Raw genomic sequence first — 14340 nt, forward strand, 5'->3', positions numbered from 1 at the left:
GCCACTGCACGAAAAAAGACGGCGCCCTCGAGGCGCCGTCTTTCGTTGTCACAGGAGGATGGAGAACCTGGGCGGTGTCGGCGGCTCGGGTGCCGTTGGCGGTGCCGGTGGTGCCGGCATCTCCAGGGCTTGCGGCGGCACCGGCGGGACGGGCGGCGTCGGTGGGGTCGGCGGCTTCGGCGGCACCGGGGGCTTCGGCGGCACCGGCGGAACCGGCAGGCGCAGCATCGCGCTCTTGGGCACGGTGATCTGCGCCGACGCCGTCTTGCGGTCGCGCAGGTAGGTCACGCCGACCTTGCTGTCGGCCGGCTTGTCGCGCAGCGCCATCATGGCTTCGCGCGGCGACTTGACGTCCTTGCCGTCGATGCGCTGGATCACGTCGCCGGCCTGCAGGCCGGCCAGCTCCGGCCCGGCGCTGACGACCAGCACGCCGTGGTCCGTGCCGAAGTAACGGCCCAGCTGGCCGTCGACCGTGGCCAGGTTCAGGCCGCTCCAGCGGAATGCTTCGGACAGCATCGGCAGGCGGCAGTCCTCGCCCTTGCAGTCGCCCATCGGGCCGAGGCGGACGATCTCGTTGCGCACTTCCGGCGAAACGATCGGCAAGGGCCGCGGCCGGGCGCTGTCGCGCGCCGCCGACCAGACGATCGAGCGCTCCATGTCCTCCATGCCTTCGCCGCGGCCGGCGAATTCGGCACCGGCGCCGTCGCGCATGATCCACACGCGCTCGCCGATCTGCGGCGTGACTTTCGCCGACGCGGCCTTGCCGTCGCGCTCGTAGCCGATCGTCACCGCCGACGTCGTCTCCAGGTCGCCCAGCTGCTCGCGCGCGAACGCCAGGCGCTGCTCGCTGTCCTTGCCGGCTAGCGACTTGCCATTGATGCTGGTCAGCAGGTCGCCGCTGCGCAGCCCGGCCTTGGATGCCGCACTGTCGGGCGTGACGGCGGCGATGCGAACGCCGGACTTCGTCTCCGGCGCCAGCACCACGCCGATCACGGGACGTTGCTCGAAGCGGCGCTCGTACGTCATCTGCCTGGCCACGTCGAACTCGCCGGACAGTTCGGCCACGCGCTTGGCGGCCTTGCGCAGATCCTCGCGCGCCGTCGCCAGCTCGCGCGCCTTGCTGGCGTCGGCGTCGGCGGTGGTGGTGGTGGTCGCGGTCTGGGCGGTCGCGACGAAGGCGAACAGCAGGCCGATCGATGTCGCCAGCAAGGTCGCCCTGGGCAACCGCTTCGCGGAGGCACTCGCGCGTTTGCTGGAGCGGGGTGTCGCGGAATGGTGCGAGGTCATGGCCATGGTTCCTGCAAAGAGGTGAAGATCAGTCGACGTTGACCAGGGCACCGTCGTAGCGTTCGCCACGGGTGACCAGCCAGCGCTGGGTGGTTTCGATACCGGCCAGCTCGCGCATGGCCTCGACGCGTTGCTGCCACAAGCCGGTGCGTTCGCTGTCGGGCAGGCCCGGCTGCGACAACGCGGCATCGATGCGGCCGATGCGCTCGTCCAGTTCGACGCCCAGGGCGGCGCCGCTGGCCGACGAGACACGTTCGTCGCGGGCGAGGGCAACCAGCGCCTCCAGCTGCGCCGACTCGGTCTGCAGCGCCTGCAACGCCACCGCACTGTCTGCGATCGAAGCGGCCGAAGCGGCCGAGGGCGAGGGCGGCGTGGAGCCGGCGTCGGCGACGCGGGTGCCGTTGTCGTTGCGGGCAGGCAGCGGCGATACCACCGGTGCCGGCTTGCGCGTGGGCACGCCGACCGGTTTGCGTCGCGCGGCGGTGCGCTCGGCGGGCGCCGTCGTTGCGACCGTTGTCGGCGCAGGTGCCGGCGTGACCGTTGGCGATGCATCGGTTGCTGCCGGCGTCGCTTCGACGGTCGATGCTGACGGTGCACGCGTCGGTGCCTGCGTGGTGACGTCGGCGACGCGGGTCGCGTCGGGCTGCACGGGTGCTTCGCCCTGGCGCAACAGCGGGATCACGGCAACGGCCGACACCGCCGCCGCAGCAGCCAGCCACAGCGGCCAACGGGCACGTTGGCGTGCAGCAGTGTGCGAGCGCGAGGCCGGGTGCACGTTGGCGGCGCCATCGAGCGCACGCGTCAATCGCTGCCAGCCGTCATTGCCGGGCGACTCCAGCGGCAGCGCGGCAAAGGCTTCGCCCCAATCGCGAGGCTCCGGAATCCGGGGGCGGTCAGGCATGTGCCTTCTCCTGGTTCATTCCACTTTGATCGGGTTCGAGCAGTTCACGCAGGCGGCGTCCGCCGCGCGCAAGCTGCGATTTGGAGAAGCTCGGCGTGCGTTGCATCAACGCTGCGATCTCCTCGTGTGTGTAGCCCTCGGCGTGGTAAAGCCAGAGCACGCTGCGGGTGGTGGTGGGCAAGCGGGCGAGGGCACGGCCCAGTGCCGCCGCATCGGCGGCCGCGCTCGGCAGGGGGCCGGGATCCATCACCAGGTCATCGCCTTCCAGCGGCACGTCATGCAGGTGCCGGCGCTGGCTGCGCAGCCGCATCAGTGCCTCGTTGACCGCGATCTGCCGCAGCCAGCCCCAGAACGGGCTGCCATTGCCGCGGAACTCACCGAGCTTGCCGTAGACCTTGAGCATGGTTTCCTGCAGCACTTCCGACGCCTCGTCGCGATCGCCCGCGTGCCCGCCGCCGAGGATCCGCAGCGCCAGGTTGAACACCGGGCGCTCGAACCAGCGGTAGATCTGCTCGAACGCCGGGCGGTCGCCGGCCCGCGCCCGCGCCAGCAGCGCGTCGGGCACTTCGATGGCGAAACTGCTGCGCGGGCCAGCCGTCGCCGGGGGCGCAGGGGCGGTGGCGGCAGCGCTGGTGGGAACTGGGTTCAGTGGCATGTCACTGGTCTGGATGCGGCTACCGGCCAAACCGTCGCAGCCGGCTGGCGACGGCCGCTTGGCCCGGGGCTGTGGGCCTATACTCGGCCCATCGACAGGGAGGGGAAAGCATGGGCTCGATTCTGGCCGTGGTTCTGTTGCTGGCAGGCGTGGTGGTGCTGTTCAAGACCGTGCGCATGGTGCCGCAGGGGTATGAATGGACCGTCGAACGGTTCGGCAAGTACACCCACACCATGGACCCCGGGCTGCACTTCCTCATCCCGATCGTCTACGGCGTCGGCCGCAAGATAAACATGATGGAACAGGTGATGGACGTCCCCAGCCAGGACGTGATCACCAAGGACAACGCCGTGGTGAAGGTCGACGGCGTGGTCTATTTCCAGGTGCTCGATGCCGCCAAGGCCGCGTATGAAGTGGCGACCCTGGAGATCGCCATCCTCAACCTGGTGATGACCAACATCCGCACCGCGATCGGTTCGATGGACCTCGACGAGTCGCTGTCCAAGCGCGACGAGATCAACACCAAGGTGCTGGTCGCCGTCGACGCGGCAACCCATCCGTGGGGCCTGAAGGTCAACCGCATCGAGCTCAAGGACATCCAGCCGCCGCGCGACCTGGTCGATTCGATGGCGCGGCAGATGAAGGCCGAGCGCGAGAAGCGCGCCAACATCCTCGAGGCGGAAGGTTTCCGCCAGGCCGCGATCCTCAAGGCCGAGGGCGAGAAGCAGTCGGTGATCCTGGAGGCCGAGGGCAACAAGGAAGCGGCCTTCCGCGAAGCCGAGGCGCGCGAGCGCCTGGCCCAGGCCGAAGCCAAGGCGACCGAGATGGTCTCCACCGCGATCGCACAGGGCAACGTGCAGGCGATCAACTACTTCGTCGCGCAGAAGTACATCGAGGCGTTCAAGGCGCTGGCCGAAGCGCCGAACCAGAAGTTCGTGATGATGCCGATGGAGTCGGCCGGCGTGATCGGCTCGCTGGCCGGCATCGCCGAACTGGCCAAGGAGGCGCTCGATCGCCAGCAGGTGCGTGCGCCTGCCGCGCCGCTGCCGCCGCGCGTGGGAGGCTGAGCACCATGCAGTGGGGACTGTCCTTGAACTGGCATGTGTTCACCTGGGCCGTCGTGGCATTGCTGCTGTTCGCCGCCGAAGCGCTGGCGCCGGGAGCATTCATGCTGTGGCTGGGCCTGGCCGCCGCGGTCGTGTTCGCGGTCGTGCTGGTCGTGCCGGAGATGCCGGTGCTGGCGCAGGTCGCGGCGTTCGTCGTGCTCAGCTTCGCCTCCATCCAGGTCTACCGTGCCTGGTTCCGCGGTCGCGAGCGCGGCAGTGACCAGCCCAACCTCAACCGCCGTGCCGAGACGCTGGTCGGTCGCGTGGTGCCGCTCGAGCAGGGCATCGTCAACGGTCGTGGCCGCGTGCAGATCGCCGATGCCTATTGGGAAGTGACCGGCCCGGACCTGCCGGCAGGCGCTGCCGTCCGCATCGTCGCCAGCCGCGGCATGAGCCTGCAGGTCGAGCCCGCAGGCTGAGCACCGACATGCGCCGATCGCACCTGCTCGCGATGTCGCGTTTCATTGCAGTCGCCGTTGCCGCGGCAGTGGTCGCGGCATCGGCATCGGCGTCGGCGGCCGAGCCCGGGCTGATCGGCATGATCGTGCCGCCGTATCCGGACGGACTGAAGTCCAACACCGGCAGCTGCGTCGGTTCCGGCAGCGAACCCGGCCAGGTCTGCGCGCGCAGCATCGCCACCCTGGACGATGCCGAAGACCGCACGCTGAAGCTGCTGGCCGCCGAGTTCGTCGACCGGCTCGGCGACGAGCCGCGCTGGCGGATCACCGACGCCGTGCCGTATCCCCTCTTGCGCCGTGACGAGCTGGTGGTGATCGCCACCTGCCAGCGCGACGGCATCGACGATGCCGGCCTGATCGCGATCATCGACACCGGCACCGCGCACGCGGCGGAGCTGGAGATGCTTCCGGCCACGCGCTGGGCCATGCGCCTGGACCGGGCCAGCGGCAAGTTCATCCGCGTCGCCCCGGGCCACGTGCGCTGCTACAACGAAGGCGCGAACGAATAGGGTTCCTGCTCCAGCCCCTCCACGGCCCGCCCGCAGGCCCGCGCGACCATGCTCCACAGCATGGTCTGCAGTGTCACGGCCGCAGGTGAGATAATTGTCGGCTCGCCCCTGACAGATCCCCCGAGCCATGACCCAGAAGACGATCCTCAACGACACCCACCGCGCCCTCGGCGCCAAGATGGTCGACTTCGGCGGCTGGGACATGCCGATCCATTACGGGTCGCAGATCGAGGAACACCACCTGGTGCGCAGCGACGCCGGCATGTTCGACGTCAGCCACATGACCGTGGTCGACCTCAACGGTGCGCGCGTGCGCGAGTTCCTGCGCCGCCTGGTCGCCAACTCGGTCGACAAGCTCAAGGTGCCGGGCAAGGCGCTGTACACCTGCATGCTCAACCCGGACGGCGGCGTCATCGACGACCTCATCATCTATTACCGAAGCGAAGACTTCTTCCGCCTGGTGGTCAACGCCGCCACGCGCGACAAGGACCTGGCGTGGATCAGCGAGCAGGCCAGGGCGTTCGACGTGACGGTCAGCGAGCGTCCCGAGTTCGGCATGATCGCGGTGCAGGGCCCGACCGCGCGCGAGAAGGTGCTCGGCCTGCTGCGCGAGGAAGACCGCGCCGCCGTGGCCAAGCTGGGCAAGTTCGCCGCGGCGCAGGCGAGCACGGTGGGTGGCACCGACGTGTTCGTCGCCCGCACCGGCTACACCGGCGAAGACGGCTTCGAAGTCATCGTGCCGGAAGACCAGACCGTCGCCTTCTGGAACGAACTGCTCGCCGCAGGCGTGAAGCCGGCTGGCCTGGGCGCGCGCGACACGCTGCGCCTGGAAGCGGGCATGAACCTGTACGGCCAGGACATGGACGACGGCGTTTCGCCGTATGAAGCCGCGCTGGCCTGGACCGTCGCCCTCGACGAGGGTCGCGACTTCATCGGCCGCAACGTGCTCGAAGCACAGAAGGCCGCCGGCGCACCGCGCCAGATGATCGGCCTGGTGATGGACGAGAAGGGCGTGCTGCGCCACGGCCAGAAGGTGCTGACCGCGCACGGCGAAGGCGAGATCCTCTCGGGCACGTTCTCGCCGACCCTGGGCAAGGCGATCGCATTCGCGCGCGTGCCGGCCGGCGAGATCCCGCTGGGCACCGCCGGCAACGTCCGCGTCGACATCCGCGGCAAGGAAGTGCCGGTGCGCGTGGTCAAGTTCCCGTTCGTGCGCGATGGCAAGGCGCAGGACGGCGTGCTCGGCTGAGTCGACGAAGGGGGCTGTGATGACCGCGACCGTCACCTGTTATTACAGCCTGATCTCGCCGTATGCCTGGCTCGGGCATGCGGCGCTTCGCCAGGTGGCGCGCGAATGCGGCGCCACGCTGGTGCACCGGCCGGTCCGCATCTTCGAGTTGTTCGACGCCAACGGCGGCCTGCCGCTGGGCAAGCGCGCACCGGCGCGGCAGCGCTACCGCCTGGTGGAGCTGCAGCGCTGGCGTGCGCGTCGCGGCTTGCCGCTGAACCTCAAGCCGAAGTTCTGGCCGGTCGACATCGCCCTGGCAGACCGCTGCCTGATCGCGATGGTCGAGGCGGGCCTCGATCCTTCCGACTACGCCGACGCCGCCTTCCGCGCGTTGTGGGCGCACGACCAGGACCTGGCCGATCCCGACGTGATCGCCGGGCTGCTCGCCGCGCAGGGCGTCGATGCGCAGCAGGTGATGGCGCAGGCGGCGGAAGACGCCGTCGAGGCGATCTACGCGCGCAACACCGCCGATGCGATTGCCGCCGACCTGCCGGGCCTGCCCGGGTACGTGCTCGATGGCGAGCCGTTCTGGGGTCAGGACCGCATCGACGAGCTGCGTGATGCGCTGCTCAGCGGGCGGCCGCCTTACCGGGTCGATCAAGCATGACCGTCCCGGGCACGATTGGTTCGGGCACGATTCTGGCCGGGCCGATCCGTTTGTCTCCCACCTCTCGCATGTTCCTTCCGCGTCGGTAAACTAGGCGCCGTCCCCAGTAGCCCCCGTAGAGTTCGAGGCCAGTCATGAGTGAAATTCCCGGCGATCTGAAGTTCATGAAGTCCCACGAGTGGGCACGCGTCGAAGGTGACGGCAAGGTCACGATCGGCATCTCCGATCATGCGCAGGGCCTGCTCGGCGACCTGGTCTACGTCGAGTTGCCGAACGTCGGCGACCGCGTCGAAGCCGGCACTGCCTGTGCCGTGGTGGAATCGGTGAAGGCCGCCTCCGACGTCTACTCGCCGGTGACCGGCAAGGTGACCGCGGTGAACGCTGCGCTGGCCGACAAGCCGGAGACGATCAACGAAGACGCCTACGGCGAAGGCTGGATCTTCACCGTCGAGATCGAAGAGCCGGAACAGCTCAACGAGCTGCTGGCGCCGGACGACTACGCCGAGCTGCTCGAAGACGAAGACAACTGAGTCACCGCTCGGCGCCCGGCAAGGGCGCGAGCAACCGGCGGTCGTGCCAGGCACGAACCGCTCCGCAACCGGCCGCCATGTGCGGCCGGTTTGCATTTGCGGCGTCGGAAACGATTCCGGAAAGTGATGACGAGGTGATCCGGCGCTGCCCGATCACGTCCGTGCACCGACGCCGGATGCCCGCGTCGTCGATGTCGGAATGCTCGGTCGATGCCGCTGATCGAACTTCGGCGACGCGCTGTCGAGCTGGTCGAGCAGTGTCGATCGATGCCGAAGCGAGGTCGCGAGCTGCCGGAAAAGTTCGCGCACTTTCGCGCAAATCGGCTTGTGCGACGCGAAACCGGAGCACCTCGATGCACCCTCCGACAGGGGCCGTTCGGGCGACGATGCGGCGCTGTCGGATCGGTTCGCGAGTGCCATGCGAGAACGTCGCGAATCTTGCGCGCGCCAGTTTCTCTTTTCGCAAACCCCTTAAATAAAGCAGTTTCAGAAAATCAAAATGGCGAAGCCGGCGATCGTCGCGCGACTCGCATGTGCCTCGACGCGTCGCTGGCGACGACGGCGGGCCGGGCCGGCCGCCGCGGCGGCCTGAAAAAAAATCGGCCAATGTGTTGACAGTATGAAAAACCGTGATTAGGTTTCGCCCAGCAGACGTCTCCTGCGGAAGCGAGTGAGTACGAACAAAGAAACAACTCGCGGTACAAAACGAACCTCCGACCGGGCAGTCGACACGGTGGAAGCAGGGATCGTTTCCTTCGCGAAAGGGTGTTTCGCAAAGGCGCAGGTACGCAGTCTTATCCAACCCGGCTCGCTTTCGGCGGACCGGGTTTTTGTTTGCCCGCCGTCAGGTGGGCGCCTCATCCGTACCGCTGCGCGTGACGCATCGGCGGCTGCACGCGGGTCCGACTCCCGCGGCCCGGGCACGAACAGACCGGCCCTGCCGGCCTGGCTGTACCCGACTGGTTCGGCTGTACCTACAAGTTCGGCTGTACCTACAAGTTCGGCTGTACCTATAAGTTCTACTGGGCTTTATAGACCTGCAAGACCACTGATCAATCTCTGATCAACCACTGACGAGGAGCCATCCCATGGCCATGAAGAAAGCTGCGAAGAAGAAGCCCGCTGCCAAGAAAGCCGCGAAGAAGGTAGCCAAGAAGGCTGTCAAGAAGGTCGCCGCCCGCAAGAAGGCAGTGAAGAAGGCCGTCAAGAAGGCCGTCAAGAAGGTCGCTGCCCGCAAGAAGGCAGTGAAGAAGGCCGTCAAGAAGGTCGCCAAGAAGGCAGCAGCCAAGAAGACCGCTCGCAAGAAGGTCGCCAAGAAGGTTGCCAAGAAGGCCGTAGCCAAGAAGACCGCCCGTAAGAAGGCCGTCAAGAAGGCCGTCAAGAAGGTTGCCAAGAAGGCTGCCAAGAAGGCCGGTGCCCGCAAGTCGGCCGCCAAGAAGGCCGTGAAGAAGGTTGCCAAGAAGAAGGCGGCCCGTCGCAAGTCGGCCAAGAAGGCTGTTGCTGCTGCGATGCCGGCCACCCCGGCACCGATGATCTAATAAGAAAGTCCCGATTGCCGTAATCCAGCTCTCTCCCCGCAGCCCAGGCGGGGGGAGAGTTTTTTTTTGGGCGTCACGCTTTCAGTCCCGTCGTCCCGGCGAACGCCGGGACCCAGCTTGCTGTCGCCTTCGTTTCAACGTCCACGCGCAGCGTCAACGTGGATCCCGGCTTTCGCCGGGATGACGGTGAGGGGGCGGACGTGTTGTCGGCCTGGATCCCGGCGTGCGCCGGGATGACGGCGAAGATCCCGGCCTTCGCCGGGATGACGGTGCCGATCAGCGCGGAGCGGAGGTCGCCGTCTGCGCTTGGCTGCCCGGTGCGTTCGGTGTGCCCGCTGGCGTCGAGGTGGCGTAGAGGGTCTCGTCGATGTCGTCGTCGAGCCACTGCTGCGCCGGCAGGCCGAGCGCGCGGTCGAGGATGGTCGGCACCAGGCCGGAGGGCAGCGAGCTCTCGCTGTTCCACAGCACGGCGACGCCGAAGTCGCGGTCGGGCACCATCGCGATCATGCCGCGGTAGCCCTGCACCGCGCCGCCATGGAACACGATGCGATGGCCGCCGTAGTCGTAGGTGCGCCAGCCCAGTGCGTAGCCGGCCGAGGTCAGGCGCTGGCGGCGCCACGACGAACCGCGCATCTCGCTCGGCGTGTCGACCAGCGGCTGGTGCAGCGTCGCCAGCAGCGGCGCCGGCAGCACGTCCGGGCGATGGCCGGTGTGGGCGAGCAGGTACTGCGCCATGTCACTGGCGCTGGCGTTGACGCCGGCGGCCGGCAGCACCTGGTAATAGGTCGACTTGGGCATCGTCGAAACCCAGCCGCCGCGACCGCGAACGTGCGGACGCGCCCAGCTCGGGCTCGCCTGGATGCCTTCCAGGCCGAGGCTGGCGTCGTTCATGCCCAGCGGCTTGAAGATGCGGCGCTGCACTTCCTGCGCGTAGAAGTCGCCGGTGGCGGCGAACACGACGTCGCCGATCAGGCTGAAGGCGATGTTCTGGTAGCTGTAGCAGGTGCCCGGTGCGCACTTGAGCGGCGCGTACGCCAGCCGCTGGGTGAGCGTGCGGTAATCGACGAAGTGCTCGAGGTCGCGGTCGAAGGCGTTGTGCGTCAGGCCGACGCGGTGGCTGAGCAGGTCGGCGACGGTCAGCTGTTGCGACGCGCTGGCGTTGCTCAGCTGGAAGTTCGGGATGTAGCGCACCAGCTTGCTGTCCCAGCGCAGCGAGCCGTCGTTGACGAGCAGGCCGGTCATCGTGCCGGCGAAACTCTTCGACAGCGAGGCCAGGCGGAACACGGTGTGCGCGTCGACCGGCGTGGCGCGGCTGACATCGGTGATGCCGTATCCGCGTGCGCTGATGATCTGTCCGTTGTGCACCAGTGCCATTGCCAGGCCGGGAACACGCTGGCCGGCGACCAGCTGCTGCGCCATCGACTCGAACTGGCGGACATCGAAGCCGGCAGCGAGCGGCGCGGCCGGCGGAAGCGTGGCGGTGCGCGTGGTGACGGTGACGTTGCCCTGCGCAGCGACAGTGGGAGTCGACGGCTGCGGGTTCCAGTGCAGCGGAGTCTGTGCGGTCGAACCCAGCGTGAGGGGCAGCAGCAGGGCGATGGCCCCGAGGCGCGGGAGGGCGCGCGAGCGCTTCTTCTTATTGGTTTTCATGGTTCTGAGCGCCTGCTCGTGCTGCGACACGGCCCGATTCTAGCTCCGATCTCAGGGGATGTGGCAGCTCTCCGGCCCACCGGATTGATTTCACAGGCATAAGCGCACTGCGTCCCAATTTCGCGGGGCGGCCATACGCCTGTTCAGTTTTTTCGGCACCTGCCGGATGCGCGAACCGGTGGCTGGCGGACCGCTCAGTCGCCGCGGATCAGGTCGGCGGCGCGCTCGGCGATCATCATCGTCGGCGCATTGGTGTTGCCGCCGATCAGCGTCGGCATGACCGAGGCATCGACCACGCGCAGGCCTTCGACGCCGCGCACACGCAACTGCGAGTCAACCACCGAAGCATCGTCACTGCCCATGCGGCAGGTGCCGACCGGGTGGTAGATGGTCTCGGCCTTGGCGCGGATGAACTCCATCAGCTGCGCGTCGTCGAGATCGTTGCGGGCCGGGAAGATCGGCGCGCCGCGATAGGCATCGAACGCCGGCTGCGCGAGCAGCTCGCGTGACAGCCTGGCGCACTCGACCATCATCTTCATGTCGAAGCCTTCGGCGTCGCTGAGGTAGTTGGCCTCGATGCGCGGCTTGTCGCCGGCGCGCGCGCTGGCCAGGGTGATGCGGCCCCGGCTGCGCGGTCGCAGGAAGCAACCGTGCACGGTGTAGCCGATGCCCTGCAGGCGATGGCGGCCATGGTCGTCGAGCATCGCCGGGACGAAATGCAGCTGGATGTCAGGGCGCTCGTCGGGCGCGAAGCGCGAGCGCACGAACCCGCCGGCTTCGGCAATGTTGCTGCTGCCCACGCCGCTGTGGCCGCGCAGGTAATAGTCGAAGGCGACCTTGGCGTCGTTGAGGCGGTCGTAGGTCACCGGCTGTGAGGCGTGCTGCAGCGTGCAGATGTCGAGATGGTCCTGCAGGTTCGCGCCGACCTCGGCCGCGTCGGCGACGACGTCGATGCCGTTGCGTCGCAACTGCGCGGCCGGGCCGATTCCCGACAGCATCAGCAGCTGCGGGGAATTGATGGCGCCACCGCACAGCAGCACTTCGCGCGCCGCCGGCTGGTGGAAGGCGCGGCCCTTGGACGTGTAGATGACGCCGTTGGCGCGTCCGCGCTCGAAGGTGATGCGATTGACCTGGGCGTCGGTGACGACGGTGAGGTTGCGGCGCTCGCGGATCGGGTCGAGGTAGGCGACCGCGCTGGAGCAGCGTGCGCCGTTCTTCTGCGTGACCTGGTAGAGGCCGAAGCCTGCCTGCACGGGACCGTTGAAGTCGCGGTTGAGCGGGTAACCGGCCTGGTGGCCGGCCTCGACGAACGCCTGCGACAACGGATTGCTGTAGCGCAGGTCCGACACGTACAGCGGGCCTTCGTCGCCGTGCAGCGCGTCGGCGCCGCGCTGGTTGCGCTCGCTGCGGCGGAAATAGGGCAGCACCGACTTCCAGTCCCAGCCATCGGCGCCGAGCGCGGCCCACTCTTCGTAGTCGCCGGCGACGCCGCGCGTGTAGCACATCGCATTGATCGAACTGGAACCGCCCAGCACTTTGCCGCGCGGCCACCACAGCACGCGGTTGTCGAGCTGCGCTTCGGCGGCGGTGTGGTAATCCCAGTTCACCCGCTTGTTGTTGACCAGCTTGGCCAGACCGGCGGGCATGTGGATGAAGGGATGGCTGTCGCGCGGCCCGGCCTCGACCAGCAGCACGCTGACGTCGGGATCGGCGGACAGGCGGTTGGCGAGGACGCAGCCGGCCGAGCCGGCACCGATGATGATGTAATCGAACACGTTGCGTGCGCCCTGCCAGTGGAAACTGCCTTACAGCCGAGGGACCGTAAGGGGGGTCATTAGAGCAAATGCTCCCGTGGGAGGTGCGGGCGCCTCGTGGCCGGGGTGGACCCGGGTGCGCTGCGCTTACCCGGGCTACCTTGGCCGGGCTACCGATATGATTCGGGTCGGCAGCGAGGATGGCGACGATGGCGACGGGTGGGCGGGGCGAGGGGGCGGTCGGCGACAACCCCGGCGAGGGCGTGACCGGCCACCTGCGGGGGTTCCAGGCCGCGCTGCGCGAGTCGCCGCCGCTGTGGTGGTCGCTGCTGTATTTCTTCTGCCTGCTGTGCGGCTACTACGTGCTGCGCCCGGTCCGCGACGCCATGGGGGCCTCGGGCGACATCGCCACCGTGTTCCCGCAAGCCAGCATCGACTGGGCGACCGCGCACGGGTTCGCGTTGAAGGACTTCACGCTGCAGGTGCTGTTCACCGGCACCTTCCTGACGATGGTGCTGTTGCAGCCGGTGTATGGCGCGCTGGTGTCGCGCTTCCCGCGCCGGGTGTTCCTGCCGGTGGTGTACCTGGTCTTCATCGCCTGCCTGCTGGCCTTCTACTGGGCCTTCGACCACGACCTGCCCGGGCGTGGCGCGGTGTTCTTCATCTGGGTGGCCGTCTTCAACCTGTTCGCCGTGGCCGTGTTCTGGAGCTTCATGGCCGACGTGTTCGACAACGAGCACGCCAAGCGCCTGTACGGCTACATCGGCGCCGGCGGCACGATCGGCGCGCTGGTCGGCCCGCTGCTGACCAGCAGCCTGGTCGCGCCGCTGGGCGTCGCCAACCTGCTGCTGGTGTCGGCCGCTTTCCTGGCGGTGTGCCTGCTGTGCATCCTGAAGCTGCGCAAGTGGGCGATCCGGCGTGAGCAGCTGAGCGGCGGCGCCGACGGCGAGGCCGCCATGGGCGGCTCGATCGTGGCAGGCCTGCGACTGGTCTGGCAGCGGCCACTGCTGCGCGCGCTGGCGATCACGGTGTTCTTCGGCGTGGGCGTCGGCACGCTGCTCTACAACGAACAGGCGGCGATTGTGAAGGCGTTCTACCCGGACGCGCGCGAGGCCACGCGTTACTACTCCATCATCGACGGCGCGGTGAACACCGTCACCATCGTCGTGCAGCTGCTGCTCACCCGTTTCCTGCTGCGCCGCTACGGCGTCGGCCCGACGCTGCTGATCCCGGCCTTCGCCATCCTCGGCGGCTACGCGCTGCTGGCGCTGTCGCCGGTGCCGCTGCTGGTGGCGATGGTGCAGGTGGCCACGCGCGCCGGCGAGTTCTCGCTGGCCAAGCCCGGCCGCGAGACGATCTACACCCGCGTCGACCGCGAGTCGCGCTACAAGGCCAAGGCGGTGATCGACACGGTGGTCTATCGTGGCGGCGACCTCACCTTCGTCTGGCTGCACAAGGCGCTGTCGGCGTTTGGTTCGCGGCTGGTGTTCGTGGCCGGCCTGGGCGTGGCGCTGGGCCTGACCTTCGGTGCCTGGAAGGTGATCCGCGCGCAGCGCACGCTGCCGGACGATTCCATTCCGTCGTAGCCGATGTCGAAACGGGCCGCCCCGGGACGACTACCCGGGGAAGGCGGCATCAACCGGCCGCCGCAGCCGCGCCCCGGCGCAGTCCCCACAGGAGCCGACCATGAAATACGCATGCCTGATCTACGACGACGAGAAGCTGTTCGACGCCATGCCCAAGGGCGAGGTCGACGCCATCCTCGGCGAGTACTTCGCCCTCAGCGACGAGCTCGGCCAGAGCGGCCACCTGCTCGGCGGCGAGGCGCTGATGCCGGTCAGCAGCGCGACCGTGGTGCGCGTCCGCCAGGGCCGCACCTCCACCACCGATGGCCCGTACGCGGAGACCAAGGAGCAGCTCGGTGGTTTCTTCCTGATCGAGGCGCGTGACCTCGACGAGGCGATCCGCATCGCCGGCCGCATCCCGTCCGCGCGCCTGGGCAGCATCGAGGTGCGGCCGGTGATGGAGTTCGAACGGTAGCCGTCGGCGCGCTTGCG

At 68.2% G+C, this 14340-nt stretch carries 15 protein-coding genes; 9 read left to right on the forward strand and 6 right to left on the reverse strand.

The annotated features are described in order from the left end of the window. Positions 1–48 precede the first annotated feature (48 nt). The 3 genes from ACFOPO_RS07900 to ACFOPO_RS07910 are packed head-to-tail and all read right to left on the reverse strand — an operon-like array spanning position 49 to position 2843. Positions 49–1287, reverse strand: coding sequence for a PDZ domain-containing protein (locus ACFOPO_RS07900; protein WP_386702603.1), 1239 nt, complete (start codon positions 1285–1287; stop codon positions 49–51). A gap of 28 nt (positions 1288–1315) precedes the next feature. Continuing rightward, positions 1316–2188 (reverse strand): hypothetical protein, encoded by an 873-nt coding sequence (locus ACFOPO_RS07905; protein ID WP_386702605.1) that lies wholly within the window; start codon positions 2186–2188, stop codon positions 1316–1318. Further along, positions 2181–2843, reverse strand: coding sequence for an RNA polymerase sigma factor (locus tag ACFOPO_RS07910; RefSeq protein ID WP_386702607.1), 663 nt, complete (start codon positions 2841–2843; stop codon positions 2181–2183). The genes ACFOPO_RS07905 and ACFOPO_RS07910 overlap by 8 nt, the downstream gene beginning before the upstream one ends. Positions 2844–2953: 110 nt before the next feature. Here ACFOPO_RS07910 and ACFOPO_RS07915 point away from each other — a divergent pair, with 110 nt between their 5' ends. From ACFOPO_RS07915 to gcvH, 6 genes are all read left to right on the forward strand, one after another. Next, positions 2954–3910, forward strand: coding sequence for an SPFH domain-containing protein (locus ACFOPO_RS07915; protein ID WP_241920279.1), 957 nt, complete (start codon positions 2954–2956; stop codon positions 3908–3910). 5 nt (positions 3911–3915) lie between these two features. Further along, positions 3916–4368, forward strand: coding sequence for an NfeD family protein (locus tag ACFOPO_RS07920; protein ID WP_386702609.1), 453 nt, complete (start codon positions 3916–3918; stop codon positions 4366–4368). Between the two features lie 8 nt (positions 4369–4376). Next, positions 4377–4916 (forward strand): hypothetical protein, encoded by a 540-nt coding sequence (locus tag ACFOPO_RS07925; RefSeq protein WP_386702611.1) that lies wholly within the window; start codon positions 4377–4379, stop codon positions 4914–4916. Positions 4917–5043: 127 nt separating this feature from the next. Beyond that, on the forward strand, positions 5044–6165 hold the full coding sequence (gcvT, locus tag ACFOPO_RS07930) for a glycine cleavage system aminomethyltransferase GcvT (RefSeq protein WP_386702613.1): 1122 nt from the start codon (positions 5044–5046) through the stop codon (positions 6163–6165). A 19-nt stretch (positions 6166–6184) separates the two neighbouring features. Then, entirely contained in the window at positions 6185–6811 is a 627-nt protein-coding gene (locus ACFOPO_RS07935; protein ID WP_386702615.1) for a 2-hydroxychromene-2-carboxylate isomerase, read from the forward strand. A gap of 134 nt (positions 6812–6945) precedes the next feature. After that, positions 6946–7341, forward strand: coding sequence for a glycine cleavage system protein GcvH (gcvH, locus tag ACFOPO_RS07940; protein WP_386702617.1), 396 nt, complete (start codon positions 6946–6948; stop codon positions 7339–7341). 1 nt (position 7342) lies between these two features. On the opposite strand, the gene ACFOPO_RS07945 is transcribed toward gcvH, so the two are convergent. After that, on the reverse strand, positions 7343–8143 hold the full coding sequence (locus ACFOPO_RS07945; protein WP_386702620.1) for a hypothetical protein: 801 nt from the start codon (positions 8141–8143) through the stop codon (positions 7343–7345). A 286-nt stretch (positions 8144–8429) separates the two neighbouring features. Between ACFOPO_RS07945 and ACFOPO_RS07950 the strand changes: the two genes are divergently transcribed. Continuing rightward, a complete protein-coding gene (locus tag ACFOPO_RS07950) occupies positions 8430–8879 on the forward strand; it encodes a hypothetical protein (RefSeq protein ID WP_386702622.1) in 450 nt (149 codons plus the stop codon). Positions 8880–9155: 276 nt separating this feature from the next. On the opposite strand, the gene ACFOPO_RS07955 is transcribed toward ACFOPO_RS07950, so the two are convergent. After that, the gene (locus tag ACFOPO_RS07955) at positions 9156–10529 is read right to left on the reverse strand and encodes a serine hydrolase domain-containing protein (protein ID WP_386702624.1); all 1374 of its coding nucleotides are present in this window, start codon (positions 10527–10529) and stop codon (positions 9156–9158) included. Between the two features lie 194 nt (positions 10530–10723). After that, the gene (locus tag ACFOPO_RS07960; RefSeq protein ID WP_386702626.1) at positions 10724–12304 is read right to left on the reverse strand and encodes a GMC family oxidoreductase; all 1581 of its coding nucleotides are present in this window, start codon (positions 12302–12304) and stop codon (positions 10724–10726) included. 188 nt (positions 12305–12492) lie between these two features. On the opposite strand from ACFOPO_RS07960, the gene ACFOPO_RS07965 reads away from it, so the two are divergent. Together ACFOPO_RS07965 and ACFOPO_RS07970 are read left to right on the forward strand one after the other, a co-directional pair. Then, positions 12493–13869, forward strand: coding sequence for an NTP/NDP exchange transporter (locus ACFOPO_RS07965; protein ID WP_386702628.1), 1377 nt, complete (start codon positions 12493–12495; stop codon positions 13867–13869). Positions 13870–13969: 100 nt separating this feature from the next. Continuing rightward, the gene (locus tag ACFOPO_RS07970) at positions 13970–14323 is read left to right on the forward strand and encodes a YciI family protein (RefSeq protein ID WP_386702630.1); all 354 of its coding nucleotides are present in this window, start codon (positions 13970–13972) and stop codon (positions 14321–14323) included. Positions 14324–14340 lie beyond the last annotated feature (17 nt).

Origin of the sequence: Lysobacter sp. GCM10012299 (assembly GCF_042649405.1) — a bacterium.
Lineage (GTDB): Bacteria > Pseudomonadota > Gammaproteobacteria > Xanthomonadales > Xanthomonadaceae > Lysobacter_J.

Coding starts and splice junctions, on each gene's coding strand:
- ACFOPO_RS07970 (WP_386702630.1), top strand. CDS start 13,970: ATGAAATACGCATGCCTGATCTACGACGACGAGAAGCTGTTCGACGCC.
- ACFOPO_RS07955 (WP_386702624.1), bottom strand. CDS start 10,529: ATGAAAACCAATAAGAAGAAGCGCTCGCGCGCCCTCCCGCGCCTCGGG.
- ACFOPO_RS07905 (WP_386702605.1), bottom strand. CDS start 2,188: ATGCCTGACCGCCCCCGGATTCCGGAGCCTCGCGATTGGGGCGAAGCC.
- ACFOPO_RS07915 (WP_241920279.1), top strand. CDS start 2,954: ATGGGCTCGATTCTGGCCGTGGTTCTGTTGCTGGCAGGCGTGGTGGTG.
- ACFOPO_RS07965 (WP_386702628.1), top strand. CDS start 12,493: ATGGCGACGGGTGGGCGGGGCGAGGGGGCGGTCGGCGACAACCCCGGC.
- ACFOPO_RS07920 (WP_386702609.1), top strand. CDS start 3,916: ATGCAGTGGGGACTGTCCTTGAACTGGCATGTGTTCACCTGGGCCGTC.
- ACFOPO_RS07950 (WP_386702622.1), top strand. CDS start 8,430: ATGGCCATGAAGAAAGCTGCGAAGAAGAAGCCCGCTGCCAAGAAAGCC.
- ACFOPO_RS07900 (WP_386702603.1), bottom strand. CDS start 1,287: ATGACCTCGCACCATTCCGCGACACCCCGCTCCAGCAAACGCGCGAGT.
- ACFOPO_RS07910 (WP_386702607.1), bottom strand. CDS start 2,843: ATGCCACTGAACCCAGTTCCCACCAGCGCTGCCGCCACCGCCCCTGCG.
- ACFOPO_RS07925 (WP_386702611.1), top strand. CDS start 4,377: ATGCGCCGATCGCACCTGCTCGCGATGTCGCGTTTCATTGCAGTCGCC.
- ACFOPO_RS07935 (WP_386702615.1), top strand. CDS start 6,185: ATGACCGCGACCGTCACCTGTTATTACAGCCTGATCTCGCCGTATGCC.
- gcvT (WP_386702613.1), top strand. CDS start 5,044: ATGACCCAGAAGACGATCCTCAACGACACCCACCGCGCCCTCGGCGCC.
- gcvH (WP_386702617.1), top strand. CDS start 6,946: ATGAGTGAAATTCCCGGCGATCTGAAGTTCATGAAGTCCCACGAGTGG.